Genomic DNA, 23,676 nt, shown 5'->3' with positions numbered 1-23,676 from the left:
CCGAAACTTACGGCATGTCGATCGCGCCGGGGCGATTCGCTGTCTGCCTCTGCGCGCGGGCCAGCATCGAAAGGCGCGCCATGGTTCCCCAGCGGCTCCCCAGAAGGTCATTCCTCGGCTTACTCGGCGCGGCCGGCGCCGGCATCGGTCTCGGTGGCGGCCTCACGGCCTGCGGCACCGACGCCACGTCGAGCGGTGGCGGTGGTTCGTTCCAGGTGTGGGTGCTCCAGGAGGAGAGCCAGAACGTCGCCCACCAGGGCGCCGTCGACCGGTTCAACAAGAAGTCCGACGTCAAGGCGCGGCTGGTCCCGTCCCCCAACGACGGCTACACCGACAAGCTGCACGTGTCGATGGGCAGCTCCAACAAGCCGGACGTGTTCTACAACTGGGGCGGCGGCAGCATCCGCACGTACGCCCGCGACGACCTGCTCGTCGACCTCACCCCGTACTTCGACAAGGACAAGGCGTGGAAGGACAAGTTCCTCCCGTCGGTCCTCGATGCCGGCACCATCGACGGCAAGTACTACGGCGTGCCCGCCCGCGGCATGCAGCCGATCATCCTGTTCTACAACAAGGCCGTCTTCACCGACCTCGGCGTGCAGCCGCCGAGGACGTGGACCGAGCTGCTGACGATCGTCGACCGGGCCAAGGGCAACGGCATCATCCCGTTCGCGCTGGCCGGCGGCGACGCGTGGACCGAGCTGGTGTGGCCGGAGTACCTGGTCGACCGCATCGGCGGGCCGGACGTGTTCAACAACATCGCCGCCGGCAAGAAGGGCGCGTGGAAGGACCCGGCCATCACCAAGGCCGTCGACATGATCCGCGACCTCGTGCAGCGCGGCGGCTTCGGCGACAGCTACGCGTCGGTCCGCTGGGACGGCGGCGGCGCTTCGAACCTGATCGCGCAGGGCAAGGCGGCCATGCACCTGATGGGTTCGTGGGAGTACACGAACCAGGTCACCGACCAGCCCGAGTACGCGAAGACCAACCAGGGCTTCACGGACTTCCCGACCGTCGAGGGTGGAGTCGGGGACCCGAAGGCCATCGTCGGCAACCCCACCAACTACTTCTCGGTCAGCAAGGGCTCCAAGCACGTCGACGCGGCGGTCGCCTTCCTGAAGCAGGAGATGGCCTCGAAGGCCTACATCGACCAGTGGCTGAAGGCCGGCGACGTGCCGGCGGTGCGTGACCTCGAGCCCGAGATGGTCAAGGCGGCGGACCCGAAGTTCGCCAAGGCCGTCTACGACATGGTCACCAAGGCGCCGTCGTTCCAGCTGTCGTGGGACCAGGCCGTCGAGAAGGCGCAGGCACAGCCCATGCTCGACGCGCTGCAGAAGGTGTTCCTCGGCCAGCTCGACGCGGCCGGCTTCGTCAAGGCGAACGAGGACGCGGCATAGATGGCCGTGGTGACGGAGGCGCCGGCGCCGGTGCGGACCGCGCCGGCGCCCGCGCGGCGGCGGTCGAAGCGGGTGAACCGGCCCAGCTCGGTGTACCTGCTGCCGGCGGTGGTGTTCTTCGCGGTGTTTGCGGCGCTCCCGCTCGTGCTGGTGCTGTACCTGTCGTTCACCGACTGGACCGGCATCGGCACGCCGGCCTTCATCGGCGTGGACAACTGGGTGCGGCTGTTCCAGAACGAGGCGATCTGGGACGTCACCTGGACGACGCTGCTGCTGACCATGCTGTGCTGGGTCACGCAGACACCGCTCGCGATCCTGCTCGGCGTGTGGGCGGCGGGTGAGCAGCGCAACCGCGCGGTGCTCTCGTCGCTGTTCTTCCTGCCGCTGCTGCTGTCGACCGCGGCGATCGCGTTGCTGTACAACCGGTTGTTCGACCCGTACGTCGGCATCGGACGTGGGATCGAGATGTTCCGGAACATCCTGGGCAGCACTTCCGGGGCGCTGACCGCGATCGTGATCGTGGTGGGGTGGCAGTTCGTCCCGTTCCACACGCTGCTCTACCAGGCGGCGGCGCGGAACGTCCCGAAGGTGCTGTACGACGCGGCGACCGTGGACGGCGCCGGCCGCTGGTACAGCTTCTGGTACATCACGCTGCCGCAGCTGAGGAACACGATCGTCACGTCGTCGACCATCATGATCGTCGGGTCGCTGACGTACTTCGAGACGATCTTCCTGCTGACCAACGGCGGCCCGGCGTCGTCGACGCGCACGCTGCCGCTGGAGATGTACTTCCGGTCGTTCAAGCAGTATGAGTTCGGTTTCGCGTCGGCCATCGCGTCGGTGCTGGTGATCGTCGCGACCGCGATCTCGCTGATCATCGTCCGGTTCTCCGGGTTCGGGAAGATGCGCTCCACGCTGGAGGGATTGTGAAGGTCAGGCCCAACTACGCGGCCGGCGCACTGTCGGTGGTGTGGCTGCTGATCGTCGGCGTGCCGCTCTACGTGATGGTGTCGTGGGCACTGCAGACCCGGGACAGCTTCCTCGACCGGGGTCCGCTCGCGCTGCCGGGCGCGATCACGTTCAGCAACTTCGCCGACGTCATGGACAGCGGGTTCATGCGGTACCTGGTCAACACCGTGATCGTCACGGCCGCGTGCGTGGTGCTGACGCTGGTGGTCGCGATCCCGGCGGCGTACGCGATCGTCCGGTCGATGAGCTGGGCGTCCGGGGCGACGTTCCGGATCTTCCTGGCCGGCCTGGCGATCCCGGCGCAGGCGACGATCATCCCGTTGTACCTGATCATCAACCGAATGCAGCTGTACGACTCGCTGACCGCCATCATCCTGCCGACGGTCGCGTTCGGGCTGCCGCTGGTGGTGTTGGTGCTGGTCGGGGCGCTGCGGGACGTGTCGACCGAGCTGTACGACGCGATGACGGTCGACGGGGCGGGGCCGTTCCGGATCCTGTGGCAGCTGGTGGTCCCGGTGTCGCGGGGCGCGATCGCGGCGGTCGGGACGTACACGGCGCTGGGTGCGTGGAACCAGTTCCTGTTCCCGCTGGTGCTGACGCAGGACCCGTCGACGCGGGTGCTGTCGCTGTCGCTGACCAGCTACAAGCAGGAGTTCCAGATCAACGTGCCCGGGATGATGATGGCCGTGCTGCTCACGGCGCTGCCGGTTTTCGTGTTGTACCTGGTGGCGCGCCGATGGCTGATCGCCGGCCTCGCGGGGATGGGAAGCAAGTAGAATTTCCGGAAGTTTCGCTGCTGTCTCGGGGAGCTGCTGTGGCAAGAGAACGCAAGGTGACGATCAACGTCATCGCGGCCGAGGCGGGCGTGTCGGTGCCGACCGTGTCCCGCGTGCTGAACGGGCGCTCGGACGTGTCGCCGACCACCCGCGCCCGGATCGAGGCGCTGCTGACCCAACACGGGTACCAGCGCCGCGGTTCACGGCGGGGTGAGCACGCCGGCCTGGTCGACCTGGTGTTCAACGACCTGGACAGCCCCTGGGCGGTGGAGATCATCCGCGGCGTCGAGGACGTGGCCCACGCGGCCCAGGTCGGCACGGTCGTGAGCGCCATCCACCGCCACTCGGCGGCGACCCGCCAGTGGCTGGACAACCTGCGGGTCAGGAAGTCGGACGGCGTCATCCTGGTGACGTCCACGCTGCAGCCGTCCCACCAGGCGGAACTGCGGCGCCTGAACGTGCCGGCGGTGGTGATCGACCCGGCGGGCGGCCCCGCCCTGGAGGTCCCCACCATCGGCGCGACGAACTGGGCCGGCGGCCGAGCGGCGACGGAGCACCTGACGTCACTCGGCCACCGCCGGATCGGCTTCATCGCCGGGCCCACGTCGTTGTTGTGCAGCCGCGCCCGCCTGGACGGCTACCGAGCGGCCCTGGACGCGGCCGGCCTGCCGGTCTCGGACGAACTGGTCCAACCGGGCGACTTCTACCACGAGTCGGGCTTCCGGGGAGCGGCCGCGCTGATGTCCCTCGCCGACCCACCGACGGCCATCTTCGCGTCGAGCGACCAGATGGCGTTCGGCGTGTACGAGGGCCTGCGCCAACGCGGCCTACGGGTCCCGGACGACGTGAGCGTGGTGGGCTTCGACGACCTCCCAGAGGCCCGGTGGGCCTCCCCACCACTCACGACGGTCCGCCAGCCCCTGGCGGAGATGGGCACCCTCGCCGCCCGCATGCTGCTCCGCCTCTCCCGCGGCGAGGAGACGGAAAGCCCCCGGGTGGAACTGGCCACGGACCTGATCGTCCGCAACAGCACGGCCCCGCTCGCCTCGACGTGACAAGGCTCCCGGGACAGCGCGGGCCGAGCGCCCCGACGGGCACCTTCAGTCCCAGCGGGCGCCGTAGGCCATGCCGCGGACCGCGTCGCGGAAGATCACCTGGACTTCGCCTGCTCGGTTGAGGGGGATGCGGCCTCGGTCGCGGGGTGGGCGGCCCTGGAGGCGGGACACCGCGCGGGGGAGGCTGTCGCAGTCGAAGTGGACGCGGAGTTCCAGGTAGTCGCACCTGCGGCGGGGGGTGTAGGTGAACTGCCGCGGTCGTACCGGGTTGCGGGAGCGCATCCAGAAGTCGTGCGTCTCGCCGGCCGGGAGCGGGGTCGGCAGCACCAGCATTCCCCCGCGCAGGGTGCCGCCGCTCAGGACGGCGGGTTGGCCGAACACCGTGGCCAGCTCGATCTCGCGCAGGTTGTCGTGGGCGGCGACGATCCGGTGGTGCTCCAACGCCTCCGTGATCGGTCCCTCGAGCGTCACGAACACGCGGGTCGTCGCCGTGTGCCAGCCGGCGGCCGGTTCCGCCGCGCCGCGCAGCCGCAGTGGTGTGAACGCCAGCTGCGCCAGCTGGTGGATCGCGTCGTCGATGCGGCGCCGCGCGGTGCGCGGGTCACGGCCGATCCGTTCGGCGATCCACGTCACCCGCTCCTGGTACAGCGGGTGGCGGGCGGCCGGAATCATGCCGAATGCCGCCAGCACGGCAATCCGCAGGTCATCCGGCAGGTCGACGGCCAGGTGCTCCAGCCGCTGCGCGACCCGCACCCGAATTTCCCCCGGTCCGTCCTGTTCGGTCACCCCGCAAAGATCGCGCAGCGTGTGCCCGACCCGCTCGCCGACATTGTTGACGTACAGGCCACGCCCCTTGCGCAACGCCTTGAGGTCGCTGACCAGCTCGGCGTGTGCGGCCATTGTGCACTCCTCCACAGACGAAATTCAGTCAAACCGTCGCGCGGCGGCGGCAAAGTGTTTCCACCGGTGTTCGGTCGTTCACGGAGCGGCATTGACGTTGGCGACCGTGTGGTCCACCGCCGGCGGCACGGCCTCCGGGGAGCCGCTGACGCCGAAGTAGATCCCCAGCGCCACCCCGAGCACGAAACACAGCACGAGCAGCCGAGCCATTCCTGCCGCTGTGACCAGAATTCTCATCGGAGCCCTCCAAGCTATATCCGATTACCGAATTCCAGAATGCGCCGGTGGTGCCCGCGGCGATACCGGTTCCCCGGTGTCGACCGGAACTGGAAACAGGAAACACGCCCATCACATGCCGCCCAGCGCGCCGAGCCAGCATTCCGCCGGCGGCCGGGCACCCGGACGGATCGAGTGCTCCGCCAGCGCCGCCAGGTCCGCGCCGAGCATGCGCCGCAGGAACTCCCGGTCGCACACGTCCTCCGGCGTCACGGAGTGGTTGCCGAGCAGCACCCGCAGCGTGACGAGCGCGAGCTTGTACCGGTCGGTGTCGACGGTGGCCTCGCCCGGGCGCGCCGGGTCCCCCCACCCGGCCGTGCCCGCCGGTCGCACGGCGGGTGGCCGCCCGGCCAGGCGGAACCCGTCGCAGTCGATGGCGAACACGGACGGGCCGCCGGCGAGCGTCCACAGCAGGTTGCGCATGGACACGTCCCCCACCACGACCCCACCCCCGTGCAGCACCCGGAACAGCTCGACGTACGCCGCCGCGAGCCGGCGGCGCTCCCCACCTGTCGGCAGGACCAGGTCCGCCCACATCGCCCGCCGCGGGTACAGCAGGAACTGCAGCTCCAGCAACAGCTGCCGGCCGGCCAGCGACGTCGCGAACTCCGCCGGGGCCTCCGGCATGAGCAGCCCGACGCACCGGCCGCCGTCGAACACCCGGCCGTTCGGCCACGCTACCGGCGCGGCACCCAGGTCACCCCGGGCCGTGTCGATCAGCCGCCCCAGCTCGTCCGGCAGGACCGCGATGTCCGAGTGGTACAGCTTCAACAGCGTCCCGGGCGCGTTGGCGAGCCGGTACACCGTGCCCTGACCGCCGTCCGCGATCCTGGCCGCGGCCGTGAGGTCGGCGAGCGCCACGTCGTTCAGGCCCACATCACCACCGCCGTCCGGTCGTCCTCGAAACCGCGCAGGTCGAACTGCAGGTGGTAGAGGTAGGCGACCGGCCCCGGCGGCTCCGCCCACGCCTCCGCGAGGTAGGCACCCAGTGGCGTCTCCGGCATCGGCGTACCGAGCCCGCTCGTCGCCAGCACCAGCGCCTCCCCCGTTCGCAGCACGCCCCGCTTGCCGTCGATGGGCCCGCGTGGCACCGGGAGGCGGTCGTCCAGCTGCGCCCGCCTCGCGAACAGCGGCACGAACACGCCGCCGGTCAGCACCATCGCCGGGCTGTCCCCCACCCGGACCGCGCGGTACCGGTGCCCCTGCCCGGCCCAGCCCAGCTCGACGGCCACCACGGTGAGCGTGGTCGTGCGGGACTCCGGCGCCGGGCCCGCGTTCCGCAGCGCCTCGTCGGCCTTCCGCAGCGCGCCGACCATGTCCACGACGTCGAGGTCCGAGCCGGGCAGCGCCCAGGCGAGGTACCCCAGCGCGTGCCGGACGGCGAGTTGCGCGCCGCGATGGGCGTGGGACGCCGCGCCCGCCCCGTCCGCCACCGCGGCGAGCACGTACCGCCCGCCGAGGTCGGTAACCCCGAGCGCGTCCTGCCTGACCTCACCGCGGGCGCGGTGACCAGGGCCACGCGTCGACGCGGCCCGGATCTCCAGGCCGCCGACGCGGCCCGCCTCGATGACCGTGTCCGGCACGTCCGCGACGCCGTCCAGCCGCCACGGCGCGCCGGCCGCACGCGACGGCGGACCCAGCTCGCGTGGCCGGAAGACGCCGGCATCCCCCCATGACTCCTTCATGACCGTCATAGCGGGTCGATCCGGAGGGTGGTGAAGCCGTCGATCCGGGCGGGCACGCGCAACGCCACCTCTCCGTCGTCCTGGGAGCGGACCACCGAGGTGGTCAGGGCGCGCGCGAAGCAGTGCAGCGCGTCCGCCGGGGTGACCCCGCCCTGGCTCATGAAGGCCTGGACCGTGCCGATCCGGCCGATGGTCGTGGCGTCCGCGTCGCCGATGCCGAACGCGATGATGTTCGGCCGCGGCGGCCAGTTCGGGTCGACCAGCCGCTCGTAGGCGGCGGGCCAGGTCTGGTGGTCGGTCGGGTGCCCGTCGGACAGGAAGAACACGGCCGGCCGGTACACCTGGTCGCCGCGTGACTTCAGCTCGTCGACGTCGTTCTCGATGGTGTGGCGCAGCAACGTGAACGCCTCGCCGAAACTGGTGGCCGCCTGAGTGGTCAGATCTGTGAGACCGACCACATCGCTCGCCCGGCACAGCGGCTGCAGGACCTCGGCCTCGCCGGAGAAGCCGATCAGGCAGAACCTGGTTTTGTCCGCCACCACTGGATCCGTGCCCACCGCGGCGTGGAGCTGCGCCAACCCGTCGTTCAGAGCGTCCAGGTGATCAGTCATGGAATACGACTGGTCGCACACGACGTAGAACGGCAAGATTTGTTCTGGCATTCTTTTCTCCTCCTGCTTGCTCGGGAGGATGACGTGCACACCCGCACCAGATCTGGATCAGACATGGACTTCAGGTTGTTCGGCCCGTTCGAGGTGTGGCATGACGGCGTCCAGCTGGACCCCGGCGACCACCAGCAGCGCCTCGTGCTGGTGATCCTGCTGCTGAACGCGAACCACACCGTGACGAAGGAATACCTCCAGGAAAACGTGTGGCGTGGCCAGAAGAGCCCTCGGTCGGACCTGGTCACCAGCTACATCGCGCGGCTGAAGAAAGTTTTCCAGGATGTCGAGGGGGTCGAGTTCGACAAAACCCCGACAGGTTACGTACTACGCGTCGACCAGAACATGATCGACATGTTTCGCTTCACCCGTTTGTCCGAACAGGCGCGGCGCGCGAAAGACCCACAGTTGTTTTATACAGCGCTGGATCTGTGGCGCGGCAGATTTCTGTCCGACATAGACATCGACCGCGTCGGCGGCCCTGCCGTCGCGCCACCCGCGGAGATGCGGATCGACGCCCTCGTGGAGCTGGCGAACCTGGAGCTGGTGGCGGGCCGGCACCGCGAGATCCGCGACCGGCTGCGGCAGGCGTGGGAGGAGGACCGCACCCAGCAACGCCTCGCGGTCGCGTTGATGCGTGCGCTGATCGCGGGCGGTGACCACGTCCGCGCGGTCGAGGTGTACCACCAGACCCGTGAGGCGCTGAACGAGCACGGTATGGAGGTGTTGCGGGACCTGCGGGACATGAACCGGCTGGCCCAGTACGGCGACCGGCTGTCCTCGCTGCCGATTCGCCCGCAGCGGTTCGTCGGCCGCGCCGACGAGTTGGCGCTGGTGGATTCGGTCGCCCGCGCCGCGGTCGAGGACGGCCCGGCGGTGCTGTGGATCTCGGGCATGCCCGGCGTCGGCAAGACCGCACTCGCCGTCAGCGCGGCCCACCGGCTGTTCGACGTCTTCCCCGACGGCCGCCTGTTCGTCGACCTCACGGGCTTCACCCCGAACGTCACCCCGAGCACGCCGGACGCGGCGCTCGAGCGCCTGCTCACCGACCTGGGTGTGCCGCCGGAGGCCATCCCGCAGAGCACGGCGGCGCGGGCGGAGTTGTACCGGAACACGCTGGCCGACTCCCGCACGCTGGTCGTGTTGGACAACGCCGCGTCCGAGGAACAGGTCGAGCCGCTGCTCGGCGCCACGTTCACCCTGGTGACCAGCCGCGACCAGGGTGCGTTGGTCCCCACCGACCACATCCGTCTGGAACCGCTGCCCCAACACGAGGCCGTGGACCTGTTCCGGTCCCTGATCCGGCCAGAACGGTTGCACGGCCACGTCGACAAGGTCCGCGAGGTCGTCCACCTGTGCGGACACGTGCCACTGCTGATCCACCTGGTCGCCGCGCAGTTCCGCCGACACCTGAAATGGCCGGTCGCGCACCTGCTGGAGTTGCTGCACGACGCGTCCCCGGTCAGCCCGGACGCGCACTTCCCCGAACAGGCCTACGTCGCGTGCACCGTGTCCTACGACCACCTGAGCGAACAACAGCGCGTCCTGTTCCGGTTCTTCGCTCTGGCCCCCGGTCCCGACCTGTCCGCCGCGGGCGCGGCCGCCCTCATGGGCGTGCCCAAGGCCAGAAGGCTGTTGGAGGACCTGCACCGGATGAGCCTGCTGGAGGAGACCGCGCCGGAGCGCTTCCAGATGCTCGACCCGCTGCGCGACTACGTCCTGGCCGCGCATCCACCCGAGGACCCGGGGACCGCGGTCGACCGGCTGCTCGACTTCTACCTGGTGTCCACGGCCGCCGCGGTCTCCGTGCTGTTCCCGCTGGACCGCGACCAGCAACCCGAGGTGTCGGCCACGTGTGCGGTGGTGCCGCCGTTCCCGAACCCGACGGCCGCACGCATGTGGCTGGACGAGGAACGGATCAACCTGGTCGCCGCGGTCCACTACGCGGCCGGCCACGATCGCCCCGACCACACGTGGCAGCTGGCCGTGCTGCTGTGGCGGTACTTCTACATGGGCGGGCACCTGCGCGACTGGAACGAGACGCTGCGCACGGCCGCGGACGTGCTCGCCGGTTCCGGGAACACCCGCGGACTGGCACACGTGTGGTTACGGCTGTCCAACGCGCGGCGCCGGTCCGGCGCGCTCGCCGACGCCCGCGCCGTCGCCGAACGGGCACTGCCGCTGTGGGTCGAACTCGGCGACCTGCGCGGCGAGGCCGACTCACTGGTCAGCATCGCCCTCGCCGCCTACAAGCTCGGCGACTTCCCGGCCGCGACCCAGCAGTTCGGCGCCGCCCTCAAGCGGTACGAGCAGCTCGACGACCATCGCGGCCAGGCGCACACGCTCGACCTGCTGGGCGTGGTCAGCGAGCTGCGCGGCGACCTGCCCAGCGCCGAACGCCAGCACCTCGCGGCCGTCACCCTCCTCCGCACCCTCGACCACAAGATGGGCCTCGCGCACTCACTGGACAACCTCGGCTGCGTGCGGCAACGCCTCGGCCGACTCGACGAGGCCCTGGCCGACCACACCGAAGCGAGCGAGATCGCCGCCGAGATCGGCGACCGGGCCAGCGAGGCCTACGCACTGAACAACATCGGCAACACCCACCGCCTCGCCGGCCGCCTGGCACTGGCCGCCGAGTACCAGCAACGCGCCCGCAACGTCGCCGATCTCGTCGTCGACCCCAACCTGCGCACCCAGCTCTACCTCGACCGCGGCGAAACCGCGCGGGCCGCGCACGACGAACGAGCCGCCCTGCACGCCTACCGGGCCGCACTCGACCTGTCCGCCGGCACCGGCGAACGGGTGCAACGCGCCCGCGCCAGCTACCGGGTCGCCGAGGTCCTGCACGCCTCCGGACAGCACCTGCCCACCCAGTGGGCCGACGCACTGACCGAGTTCACCGAACTCGGCCTCCCCGAGGCCGACCAGGTACGCGCCGAACTGGCGACGTTCACCTGCGGCTGCGTCAGTGCAGCATCCTGATCAGTTCCTGCCGCAGGTCGACGGCGACGCGGTGCGTGTGCCAGCGACCGAGCGTGCGGGACAGCTCGCGCAGGTCCTGCCGGATGGTGGCCGAGTCCACCTGCGCGGTGTCGGCGAGGACCTCGCGCGCCGCCACGCAGGCCTGGTCGATGTCGCCGTACTGGGCGTGCGCCAGCGCACGGCGCATGCCGAACCGGGCGCGGGCCCGCCGCGCGGTCGACGGGATGACGATGAGCTGCTGGTCGAGCAGTTCGGCGGCGTCGCCGGGGCGGCCGAGGTCGTACAGGGACCAGCCGCGTGCCAGCGCCACCTCGTCCGGGACGCTGGCGGAGCCGAGAACCGGCCCGTAGTGGTCCTCCGGGATCGCGAGCAGGCCGGCCGCGCGGTCCAGGGCCTCCTCGTAGCCGCGGATGTCGCCGGCAAGCGCATGCCCCTGCGCCTCGCAGCGCGCGGCCAGGCCGAGGATCCGCGGACCGGCGTCCTTGTCCTGCTGCGCGCGTCGCGCGAGTTCGACCGTCTGGTGGGCATCGTTGCGGTACAGCGCGATCTCGGCGTGCCGGAACAGCGCGAAGCTGGGGAAGTGCGGATCCTGGGCGGCCACGGCCCTGGCCGCCCAGTCGGTCCAGCGAACGGCGTTGACCTCGTCGCCGGCTTCCTGGCTCATCCACCCGGCGAACTCGGCGACGCGGGCGGCGAGCAGCATCAGTTCGGAGCGCGCCGGCTCCGGGTTGCCGTTCGCGAGGGTGCGCAGCGTGTGGACATGTGCGATGACCTGTGCGAGCACCACCAACGGGCTTGTCATGGTGCCGAGGACCCGGTAGTGGTCGAAGGAGGCCCGCAGCGCCGCGAGGGTGGGGGCGTCGACGACCGGGCGGGCGTTGCGGGTGGCGGCGTACCCCAGCAGGGCGCCGGCGCCGGCGAGCACCTCGCGGCGTGACACCTCGGTGAACCGGAGCGTGCCTTCGTCGAGTTCGAGTACCCAGACGTCACCGGATGACGTGGCGTGGTTCGCCGCCGCCGTGGTCTTGGCCGGCACCGCCGCGGCGAGGCGCCCATCCGTGCCGAGCACGCGGTCGCACTGCTTGGCGAACATGGGGCTGGGTGGCTGGTGCCCGTTCTCGATCCTGCTGAGGTAACCCTTGCTGTACTTGATCTTCTGCGCCAGCTGCCCCAGCGAGACGCCCGCCTCGAGCCGGCAATTCCGCAACAATGCGCCGAACGACTCCGCCATCGGCACCTCCCCAGCAGGGTCCAACCTGGCGAGTACACCATCAGCACAATGCATCTGGCAACATTCCTGGCGCCGAGTGACCACTCGGCGCCAGGAATACCCCTCAGTCCGACCAGTCGTGCCCGTTGGTGGTGGCCGTCGTCGACGGCGGGGGCGGGGTCGGGTCGGCGCCGGAGGTGGTGGCGGTGCCGAGCAGCGGGATCGCGACCGCGACGGCCGCGGCACCGGCGACGGCCACGAAGCGGGCGGTGAAAAAGGCAGCACGAGGCCTCGACATGATTTCCTCCTGGATTTTCGAGAGACGCTTTGTTGCGCCTACCAGAAGAATTCATGACGAAGATGTTCGCGAACAATATATTGTCTGTTTCCTAATTAATCAGGAAACAGGAAACACCGCCTTCAGAGCAGGCCGCGCACCTTCGCGACCAGCACCGCGAAGGAGCTGCCGGCGTGCGGGAGCTTTCCGTCGAGCACCATTGCGACCAGCTCGTCGGCAGGCAACCAGTGGACCTCGAGATCAGCCTCTCCCGGCTCGAGCTGGCGTACGCCGCGGTCGGTGAGCCCGGTGGCGAGAAAGGAGTGGTCGCGGTGGTTGGTCAACGAGTCGGCGCAGTTGATGGTGCCGAGCGGGCACCAACCGGTGGCGGAGTACCCGGTCTCCTCGGCCAGCTCGCGCCGCGCGGCGTCCTCGGGATCCCGGTCGATGTCGTCGACCCGCCCCGCGGGCAGCCGCCACTGCGGCTCGCGGTGGGTGTAGATCCACTGCCGCGTGACAGCCACCCGCCGCAGCCCGTCCACGGCCAGCACCGTCACGGCCGGCGGCGCTATCACGTGGTCGTAGACCCCCCGCGACCCGTCCGGCCGCAGCGCGTCGTCCCGCCGCACCTCGAACCACTTCGAGGCGAACTGCACCTCGGTCAACAACGCGCGCCACCCACGCCCGTTCCACTCGTCCGACACACGGCCAAGTACACCACGCGCACCCGGCTCAACCAGCCGATCCAGCAGGTATCCGGCTAGAATATGCCCAATCGTCCGAACCCCGCCGCCATGTTTCGCCGATCATGGAACCGTCAGCTGCGGTCGAGCCACGGGATGCTCACCTCACGCAGGATGAGCAACGCCGCCGCGGCGACGGGGATGGCCAGGAGCGCGCCGGCCACCCCTGCCAGCACGCTGCCGACGAGCACGGCCACCACGGTGACCACCGCCGGCACGGCCACCACCCGGCCGATCACCTTCGGCAGCAGCAGGTAGTCCTCGATCACCTTGTAGACCGCGAGCACCGCGAACACGCCGAGACAGGTCGGTACGGACACGGTCAGCGCCACTGCCGCGACGGCGACCGCCGCCACCAGCGTGCCCGCGACCGGCACCAGGTCGAGCACGGCGACCACGATCGAGAGCAGCAACGCGTACGGCACCCGGAACAACGCGAGGCAGGCGAAGGAGACGACGCCGGTCACGAGGGACACGAGGAGGTTGCCGAGCAGGTAGGCGCCGACCCGTGCGTAGATCTGGTCCCCGATGAGGATCGCGCGTGGCCGCCGGGCCGCCGGCACCAGCCGGTACAGCACGGCGCGGATGCGGTGGAAGTCGGCCAGGAAGTAGATGGTGAGGACCAGCACCAGGAACACACCGGTCACCGCCTCGACCGCGGTGACCGCGCCACCGCTCACGATGCCACGCAGGTGTTGGTCGAGGTGGAACTGGGCGTTGAGCCGGCCGAGCAGCGAGTCCTGGTCCCGCGTGGCGTTCGCCAGCCGCCCGAGCTGGCCGGCCAGCCGGTCGGCCTGGTCGATCAGCGGGAACAGCGTGGCGGCGAGGAAACCGGCCAGCGACACGACGATCCCGAGTGCCACGGCGGCGGTCGCGAGTGGTCGCGGCAGGCCACGGCCGGCGAGCCAGGTGACGGCCGGGTGCAGCCCCACCGCGAATGAGAACGCGATCAGCATCAGCACCAGCACGTCCGCGGCCCGCACCACGAGGTAGGCCGCGAAGACCGCGACCAGCACGCCGGCGGCGGCGGTGAACCCGACGAAGAAGGCGGAGCGGCGGTTGATCGGGCGACCAGGCGGCCCGAGCGGCAGGCCCGGGGCGCGGAGGGCGTGGGCCTCCTCCTCGGCCCGTGCGACTGCCCCGTTCTCACCGCGCGGCACCGGCACCCGGTGCGACCCCGCCGACTCGCCCATGTGACAAGCGAAGCACGCTGCGCGACGAGTGTCGCCGCACCGCGGGGCGAACTCTTCAAACCACCCATTCGAGTTAACCAGTCGCTGCGGAGCGCACACAAAAAGTGCCTGCCATTCGCCGATAGAACATCAATGGGGGATAACAACGTTCAGAAGTATTTCGGCGGTGGATCGTCCGAACGCGACTTCGCTATGGTCGCGTCCCGGTCGAACAAGATCGGACCAAGACCGAGATTTGGTAGAACAACCGAGGGATATCCCGAGATGATCAAGAAAGTCGGCTTCGTCGCGGCGGGTGTGTTCGCCGGCATGTCCATGCTGGGCAGCTTCGCCAGCGCGGAGGGTGTCCACGTCGGCCAGTTCCCTGGCGGCGAGGGAGACGAGACCCAGACCGGTGTTGTGAACGTCAACAACGTTGACGTGCTGCACAACGTCAACGCCACGGTCGGCGTGTGCGACAACAACATCAACGTGCTCGGCGTCCAGGTTCCGGTCCAGCACACCCTCAACGGCATCAACCTGCCGCTGTTCTCCCCCACCGGCGAGGACGGCGAGCACGAGGCCGTCGGTGCGACCCCCGAGAACTGCGCCGTGTCCGCAGCCGAGGACGGCGGCACCGTCCAGTCCAACTGAACACTGGCTCCCCGGGTGGCGGATCCTCCGCCACCCACCAACGAAAGGTTCGAACTTCCGTGCTGAAAGAGTTCATCGCCGGCGCCGCCGCGATCGCCGCTGGCATGATCCCCCTCGCCGGTCAGGCGTCCGCCCAGCCCGGCTACGCGCCGAGCGGCGGCGACGACTACGAGACCGGCGTGCTCAACCTGTACAACTTGGACCTCGCGCACAACGTGAACGTCACCGGTGGCGTGTGCGACGACAACATCAACGTCCTGGGCGTGCAGGTTCCGGTTCAGGACACCCTCAACGGCCTCGACGTGCCGATCCTGTCCCCGGGCGACAGCTCGGCGACCGGCGCGACCCCGGAGAACTGCGCCTACAGCCAGAACACCGACGGCGGCACCTACCAGGGCGACTGAGCCCTTCTTTTGTCCCTTTGGGTGGGTAAGAGGCAGGACCGGCTTCGGCCGGTCCTGCCTTTGCTGGCTCTTCAAGCGAAGTAAGACTCGACAGAAAACAGGGTGCCTCACATGTCAGAGGACGTCTCCGCCTTCCCGCTGCGGCTCCGCGGCTACGATCGCGAAGCGGTCGACCGTGAACTGCACGAACTCCGCACCGCGCTCGAATTCGCCCACGCGGAACGGGACCGGGCGGTCGCCCGGGCACTCTCCGTCGAGACCGGCGACCACACCAACGCGCAGACCTCAGCGACCGTCCAGTGGCTGATCACCACCGCGGAGCAGGACGCGCAGCGCATCCGTGCCGAGGCGCACGCGGCCGCCGCGGAGCACGTCGAACGCGCCGAGGAGTTGCTGCGCCACCGGGTCGAGCTGATCGAACAGGCCCAGCACGAGGCGGACGTGTGCCGCGCGCAGGCGGCCGAGGAGGCCCGCGCGGTCATCCAGGAAGCGATCGACAAGGCCGGCGCCCTGCTGCGTGGTCTGCGGGAGAGCGAGCAGGGGCTACGTGAGATGTTCGACAGCGGCGTCCTCGCCCGTCGCATGCCGCCGCCGCGCCTTTCCTCGGAGCAGACGGGTCCGATCCCCACCCAGGTTCCCGAGCAGGTTGTGCCGCAGTCCATGGGCGCTCACCACGCCGCTCACCAGGCCGCTCAGCCCAGCGGGCACCAGACCGAGCTGCACCCGAACTAGCGCGGGACGTTGTCCCGCGATTCCACGGCCGTCGATGTTCCTCTTCATCCTGGCGGTTGGTCTGCCATGCGAAGTTCGCTCAGCATTCGACGAACCTGCGCTCGCCACGCGCGGCGACAGGTGGAGGTCCGTGCTCCAGTGAACTGGGATCAGATCTACCGGGAGCACGTGTCCGCCATGCTGGCCGTAGCGGAGCGGTGGACACGCCTGCGCCCCGACCTCGACCCCGCCGACGTCGCACATGAGGCGTTCGTCGTGGCCATCAGCGACCCGCCGGCGGATGAGCCGAACTGGCTGGACTTCCTCACCCGTCTCACCGCACAGGTGGGCGCCGAGCTGGCCGGCCCGTTCCCCGACGAGCCCCTCAAGCCCGTGGAGGACACCGCGATCGTCGCGATGCGCCGGGTCGACGCGAACGAGGCGCGGCAACGCATCCTCCGGGTGATGAACTACATGACCGAACGGCAGCGCGAGGTGACGCGGCTGCGCCTGTTCGAGGGCCTGAGCGTCGGCGAGATCGCGACCATCGTGCGCACGTCGTCGTCGAACATCTCGCAGATCGTCATCCGCTGCCTGACCAAGCTCGAACCCGTGCTCACCCACTTCGACACGTTCGACCACCGCGACCTCGAGCAGGTACGCCCGCCGCGCCGCGTGTACTAGCTGGTCCGCCTCCCCGCCCTTTCATGTGTTGGTTGCCTTTTCGGCCATCGGTGCGGGTGCGGAGGTGGATTGTGGCTGGGTGTCGTCAACTTCCCCTGAGCTAACTGTTGCGTGAGTGCGCACCGCTGCTCAAAGATCCTTCACGACCCTGTGGCTCTGGCGACGTTTTCGGCGGTGCAGTCGCATGAGGGCGGTCGCAGCAGCGCACACGTCGACGCGTGCCGGTCCGCGAGTCCACGCCGCACCCGCACCGCTCGCCGGGTGTCCGGGGTGAGCAGTCCCAGACGCGCACACGCGACCGCGGTCTGCACGGCGGTGGTGGTGCCGAGGACGTCGGCGGCCCGGCGCAGCCGCATCGACACGGCCGTCATGCTGATGCCCAACCGGGTCGCGACCTGCTTCGTCCGCAGACCGGCGGCGAGCAACCGCACCACCGCGAGTTCCTTGTCCGACAACGTGTTCTCGAGCAACGAAGCGTGACTCACTCTGTCTCCCAAGAGGAAGGCGCCGGCTCCCTACGGGGCGTGGGGAGCCGGCGCCATGATCGATCTCGTTCGTCAGTTCAGCGAGCCGGCCCCACTCTCGGTGTCGGCGACCCAGGCCCCATCGGCACCCGCGGCCGCGCTGGCGGACTCGTGGTGGGCACCGGTCCCGCCGTTGCCGTAGCCGTAGCCGCCGTACTGAGCCGCACCGCTCTCGGTGTTCTGGGCGTAAGCGCCGTTGCTGTCGGCAGCGGCACCCGCGATCTCGTAGTAAGCGCCAGCCGAGTCGTCATTGAGACCGTAGCCCGACTCGATGCCGGTCGAGTAGGAACCGGACTCGGTCGTGCTTACCCAGGCACCTTCCGGACCAGCACCCGCGGAGGCGTCCTCGTAGCCGGCGCCGACAACGTCGTTGTCAGCGTTCACAACGTCGTTCTCATCAGCGGCAGCGTTGGTGTCGTCAGCGACAGCGTTGGTGTCGGTGACGACGTTGGTGTCATCAGCGACAGCGTCGTTGTCATCGGTGACGACGTTGGTGTCGTCGGCCACAGCGTTGGTGTCATCGGCGACGACGTTGGTGTCGTCAGCGACGACGTCGCTGTCATCAGTCGCGACATCCTGGTCGAGCGCGACATCGTTGTTCTCGGCCGTGATGTCGTTGTTGTCACCGATGATGGCGTCGCTGTCGTCAGCGGCCACGTTGTCGCTCGTGGCGGCGTCCACGCCGTACATGGGCACGACCTCGGCGTCGTGCGCACACGGAGTGTGGTCGCCGTAGTCGCTGTCGTAGTAGTAGTAGTAGTCGCTGTCGTAGTAGTAGTCGCCGTAGGCGCCGTCGATGTCCTCGTCGTCATTGCAACCGCAGGGGACGTGCTCGCCGTACGCGCCGTCGACGTCGTTGGCGTCGCCGTTGTTGACGTCGTTGCCGTAGCCCTCGACGTCGTTGTTCGAGGCGTAGTCGACGTCCGTGTCCTCGTCGACGAGAACGTCGTCGTCACTCTCGTTGTTGCCCGCGACGTCGTTGTTGTGGATCCCGTTGATCTGGTAGACGACCTGGTTGTCGTCGGCCTCGAAGCCGTTCTCGTTGTCCGTGTCGTAGTTGTTGACGTGGATGTTGTTCGGCCAGTGGTGCGCCACGGACCCGGCCTCTTCGTAGGGGGTCACCGTGGCAGCCTGTGCCTGATCGGTCACCGCAGCGCCCGTTCCCTCCGCGGACGCGACCAGCGGTGCCGCCACCATGGCGATCGGCACAGCGAGGGCCGCGATAAACACACCGCGACCAGCCAACTTCGGCATTGTTGTCTCCTTCGTGATCGTTGGACGATCTCGGACGTTTGAAAGTTACCCCCGAAAATCGGTGCTCAATTCACAAGCAACCCGAAAGAGACAGCGCGCCACTCCATCGCGTCACGTGAATTCGGAGTGTGATTTCGCGTCGGGAGAACGGCGCCTCGGTAACGGGAACCAATCCCTCTGTCGGGCGTAGGACCGGACCACTCGGTGACAGAGCGGACAATCGTGCCCAAAACCACCGTTTCCGGTGATTAACACCCAAGGCAAACCTACCCACGCCATAGACCCATGCGCAGACGTAACAGAACTTCACCCGAACGGTATCCCTGATCAATACAAGGGTGCTTACTTCACACAAAGTGGCCACTACCCACCACCACCGGGAGACCGCACCCACCATGTAATAACCCGAAAACGCGAAAAGCGCCGGCAAACGGTGACGTACCGAAATCACCGCACCGACGCGCTGCCCCCACACACTGGCGCTCAAACGGGAAAAGAGGTGACGATTACGAGACGAGACCCACCCCAGCCCCAGGTGGGGTTTCAGCGAGAACGTAAACGCCCAACCACCGAGCCCAAGGCGCCCACCACTAGCCACCAAGCCCTGACACGAGAACTGAGGGCGGCGGGAAGCCGGCCCAGCGCCGCAGGCTTACCGTGCACCCACCGGAAGCGCGATGCCCATGACGGCCTTCAACATCACCGTCGAGCGCAGCGCCGACGCAGTAGTGCTGCGCGTCCGCGGCGAGCTCGACATCGCCACGGCCCCCACCCTACGCGAGTCGATCCTGCTGGCACTGCACGGCGGCCCGAAGATACTGGTGATAGACCTGTCCGCGGTGACCTTCCTGGCCGCCGCGGGCCTGGTAGCCCTGACCACGGCGAACCGCAAGGGCACGGACGTCCGCGTGGTGGTGGCCTCCCGCCCCTGCGAACGCACCATCCACCTAACGGGCTTCGACGCAATCCTGACCCTACACGGAAACCTGACCGACGCCCTCCGCTGACAGTTTCATTATGCGCGCTATCGCCACCTATAGCCAAGAAGCATATTCTCACCGTGAGCCGGCCGCCGCTTTCCAAGTATTCATTTCCAGAACAGCGGCCGGCGCACGTTTCACCACTCTTCGGACCGCGTAGCCGGCGGCGCGGCCGCCGGCCCAGCGAGCTGATCCCCACGCCGCCCTCGGCGCACCAACCCAACGAGCCCAACCAGCCCGAGGAGCCCCAGCAGTCCCCAGAGCCCCTGGTCGTCGTCCCCACTCTCGTGCTCCCCGGACTTCTGCACGGAGGCATAGGAAACGTCCGCCTGCGCGTGCGCCACGGACCCAACAGACCCCGCAACAAAGACCAACGCGAACAGCAAAGCCACAACGCCGTTCCGAACCCCACGCTTCATGAACGTTCGACCTCCTCGCGTGCCTACTCGGGCACCCCAGACTTCCCACCCACAAGCAAGCAGAACAACCAACCAAAAACTTCACCCGATCAGTCACCAGAAGGTGATGGAGCGCAACTGTAATAGCCTGAAAGGCTCATACGCCGAACCTCCGGCGGCCACCCTTCTGGCTGATGCGGTGGGAGTATGGAAACCGCTCCGCCGCCGGGCGGCCCCGTTCACCGCGACGGCTGAGCCAGTGCTCGCTGCCTGCGCGACCACCCAAGGTTCCACGCTGAGGGGAGTCGTGGCGAGGATGCCGTCGATGGCTGCTGCCTGGTTCGCGACAGGCGCATCGGCGGCCGGGTCGAGGCCGTGCGCACACGCTGAAAGACGCGTTCGCCTCGACCGACTTTCCGCTGGGAATCGGACTCGTACACGGGTCGCGAACGGCGTTAGAAGGAGAACGGAGCGCAGTCAGGTCCGGTTGCGGCGTCCCGCATCGCGTCGGACACCGTGACTCCGGCGAACGGGTCTGCCGCTCGGGTAGCGGCATCCGGCCATACCTTGCCGATTACCTGCCCGAGCCGCTCGTCGCTGGCGACCCCCATCGAATACGAAGCAATCATGACCACGCCAGCCAGCCAGGCTGCGTGACTACCACTGTCACCTACTCGTGCAGCAGACCCCAGCTCGCTGTGACAAGCAGCGCTACCAGCCCAAGTACGAGTCGGCTCATCGCCGCCGTTTTCTGAGGATGGGACGCGGCTCTTCCCACTCGTCCTCGTTGTCCGAGCGTGGCCGGGAGCGAGATCTCGGCGGAGTGGGGGCAGCGGCCTCCCGACTGGCGTCCTCGGCGAACTGCTCTGCCTGGCGCTCGTGCTCGGCGCGCTCGTCGGCCGACAGTTCGTGATACCAAGCTGTGAACCGGCCGACCTGCTCGTCGAGCACGGCGGTGGCCCGTGGGTCGACCAGCGCGCCGCGCAGGTTCACGCGTCCGGACAACACGTCGCGAGCCAGGTCGCGCAACTCGGGGTGGCGGGTCTGCTCGGCGAGCAGGTCCAGCTGTTTGCGCGCGGCTGCCTTGTGCGTCGGGGAGAGGGCGAGGTCGGCTAGAGGGTCGAACGGGCGAGTACTCACAGCTCTCCCTTCTGTCGGGGCCGGGCCGGTTCGGGTGCGACCCCGAGGTGGTCGTAGCCGACCACAGGCATCGGCAGCGGAGTGATCTCGCGCAGAGTGATCTCGTCGGGCGAGGTGGCCATCCCAGCGAACCCGGTGATCAGCGTCTGGATGGTGGCGATCGCGGAGCTGGCCTCGCCCCACAGCTTCAGGATCTGCGAGCACTGCCAAGCCGCGACGCTCCAGGAGATCCCGGCGCCGATCCCGGTCCAGGAGAGTGAAGCGCGGCCAACACGGCGAGCCCGGCGACGAAAGCCGCGTCCATGATGGCCTTGATGATGTCGGCAAGCGTCTTCGAGCACAGCCACACGTCTCGGGCGATGTCCACGTACTTGTCGTGCAGCGCACGGAATACATCAGCGTGGCTGTGCAGTGCCTTACCGGCATAGTCGAAGTAGTACACCGCCGCATCGCCAGCTTTGCCACGCCCAGTCCGCGGCCAGCCAGCGCAGCCCGTTGTCCAGGTTGTCGCCGATGTCATCAGCCGCGCCGGCGAGTTGGGGCCACATGGTCCCGCACCGGGCGAAGCCCTTCCAGTCACCGACGACGAGCTGGTTGACATATTCCATCGGATTCACACCGATGGTGTCGTTGAGCACCTGGTTGATCCACCAGGTCGGGCTGAGGTAGTCACCCAACGTGTTGAACAAGGCCATTGGATCGCTGAAGTCGGGTGGGTTGCCAGGTTCGGTCAGGTGGGTCAGCGGATTGCGGATGTCGTCGCCGGCGACCGCCTCGGTCGGCCCCTGTTCACCCGGCCGCTGCGAGCTCACGGGTCCGGGTTCGCCGACCGGCGGGCGGGGCGAGGCGGGGTAGGCGTTGTCCAGGTTCACCGCCTGGGCCTGGTCGACCGAGCGGGTAGGACGCGGCTGTGCGAGCGAGTTCGTCGGCGCTCGCGCCCATCTGGTTGAAGCCCTGCGACAGGCTGGTCAGCATCCGGTCGACGGTCTGTGTATGCGCGTCGAGCAGATGTTGGATCCACAGCCCTTCGGTGTTCTCCAACCGTGACTCGCCGGCGAGGTGGACGTTGGTCAACGACAGATTGATGCCGTTGCGTTCAACGAGTTTCGCGTAGGCGTCGAGCGCCTCCGGTCGGACGAAGAAGGCCACGTTACCCACTGTTTGGTCGCGCTGCGGTGTTAGGTTCGCACAGTGGGTGATGCGATGCGGGAGGAATCGGCTGGTCTGTGCAGTTTGTCGCCCCGTTGGAGGATGCGGTGAGCGGTGATGTGTGGGGGCCGCTCCGGAATCGCGTGGCCGTGATCACCGCAGCGGGTGGGCCGCTGTTCGCGGCCTACGTGATCACTAGCAGTTCCACACTGGAGGGAGTTGTGGTTGGGGTGCCGTTGATGGCTGCTGGCGGGTTCGCGATAGGTGCGGTGGTCGCCGGGGCCGGGCGGCGCGCGGTCGAGCGGGTGTGGATCGCGCTCGCGCTGGTGGTATTCGGTGTAGTGGCTTCGGTCGTGTTCGCGGCGCTGGGAGTGTGATCATTACCGGCTGACGCGACCTCAGGTTGTGGCTCCGTCGGACAGCGCCCGGATGATCGACGCTGTGATGACCCGGTAGCGATTGCCGACGCGAATGACCTTTGCCGGGAACTCGCCCCGGGTGATCAGTTCGTAGGCGTGGCTGCGCGAGATGCCGAAGGCTGTCGCGGCTGGTGTCATTCGATGCTGTGCCAGTGGGCCAGGTCGGCCCTTGTGGTGGCGGTATGGGGGTGGTGGGTGCCGAGGACCCGTTCTTGATCGGTGAGGAGGGCTTCCAGTTCTGTTACTGCCGCCGGGATGTCGCCTGCCTGGCCTAGCATCGATGCGATCAGGCCGCGGGTGGTGAAGGTGTGGGGGTGGGCTGGGCCCAGGACACGTTGTCGGTCGGTCAGGACTTGTCTTAGTTCGGTTGTCGCGCGGTCGTGGGCGCCGGTCATGCCGCGCCACAGTGCGAGGTTGTGGCGGTTGGTGAGGGTTTCGGGATGGTTGGGGCCGAGTACGCGTAGGTGGTCGGCGAGGAGGTCGGCGAGTTCGCGTATTGCGGTGTCCCGGTCGCCGGATTCGGCGCGCCAGCGGGCCAGGTTGTGGCGGGTGGCCAGGGTTTGTGGGTGGTCCGGGCCCAGGATCCGGTGCCGGTCGGCGAGCAGTGTGGTGAGTTCTGTGATCGCGCCGGTGGGGTCGCCGGCCTCGCCTCGCCAGCGGGCCAGGTTGTGGCGTGTTGTCAGCGTGTGTGGGTGTCCTGGGCCGAGGATCCGGAGGCGGTCGGCCAGGAGTGACTCGAACTCGGCCACTGCCGCCTTGGGGTGGCCGGTCTCGCCTTGCCAGCGGGCGAGGTTGTGGCGGGTGGTGAGTGTGTCGGGGTGGTCGGGGCCGAGTATCTGTTGGTGGTCGTCCAGCAGTGCCCGTAGGTCGGTCACGGCTTCATGTGCGTCGCCGGCTTCACCGCGCCAGTAGGCCAGGTTGCCGCGTGCGCTCAGTGTTGCGGGGTGGTCGGCGCCCAGCACGCGCACGTGGTCGGCGACCACTGCGGTGAGTTCGGTGACGGCGCCGGCGGCGTTGCCTGCTTCGCCGCGCCAGTAGGCCACGCTCTGCCGGGTCGCGAGCGTGTCGGGGTGGTCGGGGCCGAGGTGTTCGAGGGCGCGGTCGCGCAGTCGGACCGCGTGGTTCGTGGCCGTGGTGAGCAGGCCGGTCTCCCCGCAGGACCGGATCGCGCGGAACAGCACTGGGTGCACGCTGCTGGCCAGCAGATGGTCGGCGGCGTTGTGGAACAGTGTCTCTGTGTTCGCGCGCAGTG

At 68.7% G+C, this 23,676-nt stretch carries 29 protein-coding genes; 11 read left to right on the top strand and 18 right to left on the bottom strand.

Features of this window, described 5'->3' with window-relative positions:
- Positions 1 to 80 precede the first annotated feature (80 nt).
- Genes ACJ73U_RS04745 through ACJ73U_RS04730 form a run of 4 tightly spaced genes read left to right on the top strand, consistent with a single transcriptional unit; the run spans position 81 to position 4,197 of the window.
- On the top strand, positions 81 to 1,397 hold the full coding sequence (locus tag ACJ73U_RS04745) for an extracellular solute-binding protein (RefSeq protein WP_407776280.1): 1,317 nt from the start codon (positions 81 to 83) through the stop codon (positions 1,395 to 1,397).
- Complete coding sequence (locus ACJ73U_RS04740; RefSeq protein ID WP_407776279.1) at positions 1,398 to 2,327, top strand: carbohydrate ABC transporter permease; 930 nt, start codon at positions 1,398 to 1,400, stop codon at positions 2,325 to 2,327.
- Positions 2,324 to 3,142 carry a carbohydrate ABC transporter permease gene (locus ACJ73U_RS04735; RefSeq protein WP_407776278.1) on the top strand — a complete coding sequence of 273 codons (819 nt, stop codon included), beginning with the start codon at positions 2,324 to 2,326 and terminating at the stop codon, positions 3,140 to 3,142. Before ACJ73U_RS04740 ends, ACJ73U_RS04735 begins: the two co-directional genes overlap by 4 nt.
- A gap of 38 nt (positions 3,143 to 3,180) precedes the next feature.
- A complete protein-coding gene (locus ACJ73U_RS04730; protein ID WP_407776277.1) occupies positions 3,181 to 4,197 on the top strand; it encodes a LacI family DNA-binding transcriptional regulator in 1,017 nt (338 codons plus the stop codon).
- 45 nt (positions 4,198 to 4,242) lie between these two features.
- Here the strand turns inward: ACJ73U_RS04730 and ACJ73U_RS04725 are convergent, their stop codons facing one another.
- The 5 genes from ACJ73U_RS04725 to ACJ73U_RS04705 all read right to left on the bottom strand — a co-directional run bounded on the left by ACJ73U_RS04725 (position 4,243) and on the right by ACJ73U_RS04705 (position 7,720).
- Positions 4,243 to 5,097: a hypothetical protein gene (locus tag ACJ73U_RS04725; RefSeq protein ID WP_407776276.1), complete on the bottom strand. Its 855-nt coding sequence runs from the start codon at positions 5,095 to 5,097 to the stop codon at positions 4,243 to 4,245.
- A 78-nt stretch (positions 5,098 to 5,175) separates the two neighbouring features.
- Complete coding sequence (locus ACJ73U_RS04720) at positions 5,176 to 5,334, bottom strand: hypothetical protein (protein WP_407776275.1); 159 nt, start codon at positions 5,332 to 5,334, stop codon at positions 5,176 to 5,178.
- Positions 5,335 to 5,445: 111 nt separating this feature from the next.
- Positions 5,446 to 6,249: a hypothetical protein gene (locus tag ACJ73U_RS04715; protein ID WP_407776274.1), complete on the bottom strand. Its 804-nt coding sequence runs from the start codon at positions 6,247 to 6,249 to the stop codon at positions 5,446 to 5,448.
- Positions 6,240 to 7,058, bottom strand: coding sequence for a protein phosphatase 2C domain-containing protein (locus ACJ73U_RS04710; protein WP_407776273.1), 819 nt, complete (start codon positions 7,056 to 7,058; stop codon positions 6,240 to 6,242). The genes ACJ73U_RS04715 and ACJ73U_RS04710 overlap by 10 nt, the downstream gene beginning before the upstream one ends.
- A 5-nt stretch (positions 7,059 to 7,063) precedes the next feature.
- Positions 7,064 to 7,720, bottom strand: coding sequence for a vWA domain-containing protein (locus ACJ73U_RS04705; RefSeq protein ID WP_407776272.1), 657 nt, complete (start codon positions 7,718 to 7,720; stop codon positions 7,064 to 7,066).
- 63 nt (positions 7,721 to 7,783) lie between these two features.
- Between ACJ73U_RS04705 and ACJ73U_RS04700 the strand changes: the two genes are divergently transcribed.
- Positions 7,784 to 10,705: a tetratricopeptide repeat protein gene (locus ACJ73U_RS04700; RefSeq protein WP_407776271.1), complete on the top strand. Its 2,922-nt coding sequence runs from the start codon at positions 7,784 to 7,786 to the stop codon at positions 10,703 to 10,705.
- Here ACJ73U_RS04700 and ACJ73U_RS04695 read toward each other — a convergent pair.
- The 4 genes from ACJ73U_RS04695 to ACJ73U_RS04680 all read right to left on the bottom strand — a co-directional run bounded on the left by ACJ73U_RS04695 (position 10,689) and on the right by ACJ73U_RS04680 (position 14,128).
- On the bottom strand, positions 10,689 to 11,936 hold the full coding sequence (locus ACJ73U_RS04695) for a multiprotein-bridging factor 1 family protein (protein ID WP_407776270.1): 1,248 nt from the start codon (positions 11,934 to 11,936) through the stop codon (positions 10,689 to 10,691). The genes ACJ73U_RS04700 and ACJ73U_RS04695 overlap by 17 nt on opposite strands.
- Before the next feature lie 103 nt (positions 11,937 to 12,039).
- A complete protein-coding gene (locus ACJ73U_RS04690; RefSeq protein ID WP_407776269.1) occupies positions 12,040 to 12,213 on the bottom strand; it encodes a hypothetical protein in 174 nt (57 codons plus the stop codon).
- Between the two features lie 122 nt (positions 12,214 to 12,335).
- Positions 12,336 to 12,896: an NUDIX domain-containing protein gene (locus ACJ73U_RS04685; RefSeq protein ID WP_407776268.1), complete on the bottom strand. Its 561-nt coding sequence runs from the start codon at positions 12,894 to 12,896 to the stop codon at positions 12,336 to 12,338.
- 113 nt (positions 12,897 to 13,009) lie between these two features.
- Entirely contained in the window at positions 13,010 to 14,128 is a 1,119-nt protein-coding gene (locus ACJ73U_RS04680) for an AI-2E family transporter (RefSeq protein ID WP_407776267.1), read from the bottom strand.
- A 264-nt stretch (positions 14,129 to 14,392) separates the two neighbouring features.
- Between ACJ73U_RS04680 and ACJ73U_RS04675 the strand changes: the two genes are divergently transcribed.
- The 4 genes from ACJ73U_RS04675 to ACJ73U_RS04660 all read left to right on the top strand — a co-directional run bounded on the left by ACJ73U_RS04675 (position 14,393) and on the right by ACJ73U_RS04660 (position 16,560).
- On the top strand, positions 14,393 to 14,761 hold the full coding sequence (locus ACJ73U_RS04675; protein WP_407776266.1) for a hypothetical protein: 369 nt from the start codon (positions 14,393 to 14,395) through the stop codon (positions 14,759 to 14,761).
- A 59-nt stretch (positions 14,762 to 14,820) separates the two neighbouring features.
- On the top strand, positions 14,821 to 15,165 hold the full coding sequence (locus ACJ73U_RS04670) for a hypothetical protein (protein WP_407776265.1): 345 nt from the start codon (positions 14,821 to 14,823) through the stop codon (positions 15,163 to 15,165).
- Positions 15,166 to 15,276: 111 nt separating this feature from the next.
- Positions 15,277 to 15,897, top strand: coding sequence for a hypothetical protein (locus ACJ73U_RS04665; RefSeq protein ID WP_407776264.1), 621 nt, complete (start codon positions 15,277 to 15,279; stop codon positions 15,895 to 15,897).
- Positions 15,898 to 16,035: 138 nt separating this feature from the next.
- Positions 16,036 to 16,560, top strand: coding sequence for an RNA polymerase sigma factor (locus ACJ73U_RS04660; protein WP_407776263.1), 525 nt, complete (start codon positions 16,036 to 16,038; stop codon positions 16,558 to 16,560).
- Between the two features lie 140 nt (positions 16,561 to 16,700).
- On the opposite strand, the gene ACJ73U_RS04655 is transcribed toward ACJ73U_RS04660, so the two are convergent.
- Together ACJ73U_RS04655 and ACJ73U_RS04650 are read right to left on the bottom strand one after the other, a co-directional pair.
- Positions 16,701 to 17,045 carry a LuxR C-terminal-related transcriptional regulator gene (locus ACJ73U_RS04655; RefSeq protein ID WP_407776262.1) on the bottom strand — a complete coding sequence of 115 codons (345 nt, stop codon included), beginning with the start codon at positions 17,043 to 17,045 and terminating at the stop codon, positions 16,701 to 16,703.
- A 72-nt stretch (positions 17,046 to 17,117) separates the two neighbouring features.
- Positions 17,118 to 18,338, bottom strand: a complete 1,221-nt coding sequence (locus ACJ73U_RS04650) for a hypothetical protein (protein ID WP_407776261.1) — start codon at positions 18,336 to 18,338, stop codon at positions 17,118 to 17,120.
- A 677-nt stretch (positions 18,339 to 19,015) separates the two neighbouring features.
- Between ACJ73U_RS04650 and ACJ73U_RS04645 the strand changes: the two genes are divergently transcribed.
- Positions 19,016 to 19,345, top strand: coding sequence for an STAS domain-containing protein (locus ACJ73U_RS04645; protein WP_407776260.1), 330 nt, complete (start codon positions 19,016 to 19,018; stop codon positions 19,343 to 19,345).
- Between the two features lie 110 nt (positions 19,346 to 19,455).
- On the opposite strand, the gene ACJ73U_RS04640 is transcribed toward ACJ73U_RS04645, so the two are convergent.
- From ACJ73U_RS04640 to ACJ73U_RS04620, 5 genes are all read right to left on the bottom strand, one after another.
- Positions 19,456 to 19,737, bottom strand: coding sequence for a WGxxGxxG family protein (locus ACJ73U_RS04640; RefSeq protein WP_407776259.1), 282 nt, complete (start codon positions 19,735 to 19,737; stop codon positions 19,456 to 19,458).
- A 714-nt stretch (positions 19,738 to 20,451) separates the two neighbouring features.
- Positions 20,452 to 20,856 (bottom strand): hypothetical protein, encoded by a 405-nt coding sequence (locus ACJ73U_RS04635; protein ID WP_407776258.1) that lies wholly within the window; start codon positions 20,854 to 20,856, stop codon positions 20,452 to 20,454.
- Positions 20,853 to 21,197 carry a hypothetical protein gene (locus tag ACJ73U_RS04630; protein WP_407776257.1) on the bottom strand — a complete coding sequence of 115 codons (345 nt, stop codon included), beginning with the start codon at positions 21,195 to 21,197 and terminating at the stop codon, positions 20,853 to 20,855. Before ACJ73U_RS04630 ends, ACJ73U_RS04635 begins: the two co-directional genes overlap by 4 nt.
- A 75-nt stretch (positions 21,198 to 21,272) precedes the next feature.
- The gene (locus ACJ73U_RS04625) at positions 21,273 to 21,668 is read right to left on the bottom strand and encodes a hypothetical protein (RefSeq protein WP_407776256.1); all 396 of its coding nucleotides are present in this window, start codon (positions 21,666 to 21,668) and stop codon (positions 21,273 to 21,275) included.
- On the bottom strand, positions 21,646 to 22,005 hold the full coding sequence (locus ACJ73U_RS04620) for a hypothetical protein (RefSeq protein ID WP_407776255.1): 360 nt from the start codon (positions 22,003 to 22,005) through the stop codon (positions 21,646 to 21,648). The genes ACJ73U_RS04625 and ACJ73U_RS04620 overlap by 23 nt, the downstream gene beginning before the upstream one ends.
- A 107-nt stretch (positions 22,006 to 22,112) precedes the next feature.
- Between ACJ73U_RS04620 and ACJ73U_RS04615 the strand changes: the two genes are divergently transcribed.
- Positions 22,113 to 22,382 carry a hypothetical protein gene (locus ACJ73U_RS04615; RefSeq protein ID WP_407776254.1) on the top strand — a complete coding sequence of 90 codons (270 nt, stop codon included), beginning with the start codon at positions 22,113 to 22,115 and terminating at the stop codon, positions 22,380 to 22,382.
- A gap of 21 nt (positions 22,383 to 22,403) precedes the next feature.
- On the opposite strand, the gene ACJ73U_RS04610 is transcribed toward ACJ73U_RS04615, so the two are convergent.
- Positions 22,404 to 22,562 (bottom strand): helix-turn-helix transcriptional regulator, encoded by a 159-nt coding sequence (locus tag ACJ73U_RS04610; RefSeq protein ID WP_407776253.1) that lies wholly within the window; start codon positions 22,560 to 22,562, stop codon positions 22,404 to 22,406.
- The coding region (locus ACJ73U_RS04605; RefSeq protein WP_407776252.1) for a tetratricopeptide repeat protein at positions 22,559 to 23,676 on the bottom strand (1,118 nt) is incomplete at its 5' end. The genes ACJ73U_RS04610 and ACJ73U_RS04605, both read right to left, overlap by 4 nt.

It is taken from the genome of Actinophytocola sp. (assembly GCF_045807065.1).
GTDB lineage: Bacteria > Actinomycetota > Actinomycetes > Mycobacteriales > Pseudonocardiaceae > Actinophytocola.
The sequence above is the reverse complement of the archived record's forward strand: the minus strand, read 5'-3'. Positions and strand labels throughout refer to the sequence as shown.

What these genes read in the sequence shown, in the direction of transcription:
- ACJ73U_RS04695 (WP_407776270.1), bottom strand. Translation starts at nt 11,936, where the DNA reads ATGGCGGAGTCGTTCGGCGCATTGTTGCGGAATTGCCGGCTCGAGGCG.
- ACJ73U_RS04745 (WP_407776280.1), top strand. Translation starts at nt 81, where the DNA reads ATGGTTCCCCAGCGGCTCCCCAGAAGGTCATTCCTCGGCTTACTCGGC.
- ACJ73U_RS04665 (WP_407776264.1), top strand. Translation starts at nt 15,277, where the DNA reads ATGTCAGAGGACGTCTCCGCCTTCCCGCTGCGGCTCCGCGGCTACGAT.
- ACJ73U_RS04705 (WP_407776272.1), bottom strand. Translation starts at nt 7,720, where the DNA reads ATGCCAGAACAAATCTTGCCGTTCTACGTCGTGTGCGACCAGTCGTAT.
- ACJ73U_RS04610 (WP_407776253.1), bottom strand. Translation starts at nt 22,562, where the DNA reads ATGACACCAGCCGCGACAGCCTTCGGCATCTCGCGCAGCCACGCCTAC.
- ACJ73U_RS04680 (WP_407776267.1), bottom strand. Translation starts at nt 14,128, where the DNA reads ATGGGCGAGTCGGCGGGGTCGCACCGGGTGCCGGTGCCGCGCGGTGAG.
- ACJ73U_RS04675 (WP_407776266.1), top strand. Translation starts at nt 14,393, where the DNA reads ATGATCAAGAAAGTCGGCTTCGTCGCGGCGGGTGTGTTCGCCGGCATG.
- ACJ73U_RS04740 (WP_407776279.1), top strand. Translation starts at nt 1,398, where the DNA reads ATGGCCGTGGTGACGGAGGCGCCGGCGCCGGTGCGGACCGCGCCGGCG.
- ACJ73U_RS04725 (WP_407776276.1), bottom strand. Translation starts at nt 5,097, where the DNA reads ATGGCCGCACACGCCGAGCTGGTCAGCGACCTCAAGGCGTTGCGCAAG.
- ACJ73U_RS04640 (WP_407776259.1), bottom strand. Translation starts at nt 19,737, where the DNA reads ATGAAGCGTGGGGTTCGGAACGGCGTTGTGGCTTTGCTGTTCGCGTTG.
- ACJ73U_RS04650 (WP_407776261.1), bottom strand. Translation starts at nt 18,338, where the DNA reads ATGCCGAAGTTGGCTGGTCGCGGTGTGTTTATCGCGGCCCTCGCTGTG.
- ACJ73U_RS04645 (WP_407776260.1), top strand. Translation starts at nt 19,016, where the DNA reads ATGCCCATGACGGCCTTCAACATCACCGTCGAGCGCAGCGCCGACGCA.
- ACJ73U_RS04720 (WP_407776275.1), bottom strand. Translation starts at nt 5,334, where the DNA reads ATGAGAATTCTGGTCACAGCGGCAGGAATGGCTCGGCTGCTCGTGCTG.
- ACJ73U_RS04690 (WP_407776269.1), bottom strand. Translation starts at nt 12,213, where the DNA reads ATGTCGAGGCCTCGTGCTGCCTTTTTCACCGCCCGCTTCGTGGCCGTC.
- ACJ73U_RS04710 (WP_407776273.1), bottom strand. Translation starts at nt 7,058, where the DNA reads ATGAAGGAGTCATGGGGGGATGCCGGCGTCTTCCGGCCACGCGAGCTG.
- ACJ73U_RS04700 (WP_407776271.1), top strand. Translation starts at nt 7,784, where the DNA reads ATGGACTTCAGGTTGTTCGGCCCGTTCGAGGTGTGGCATGACGGCGTC.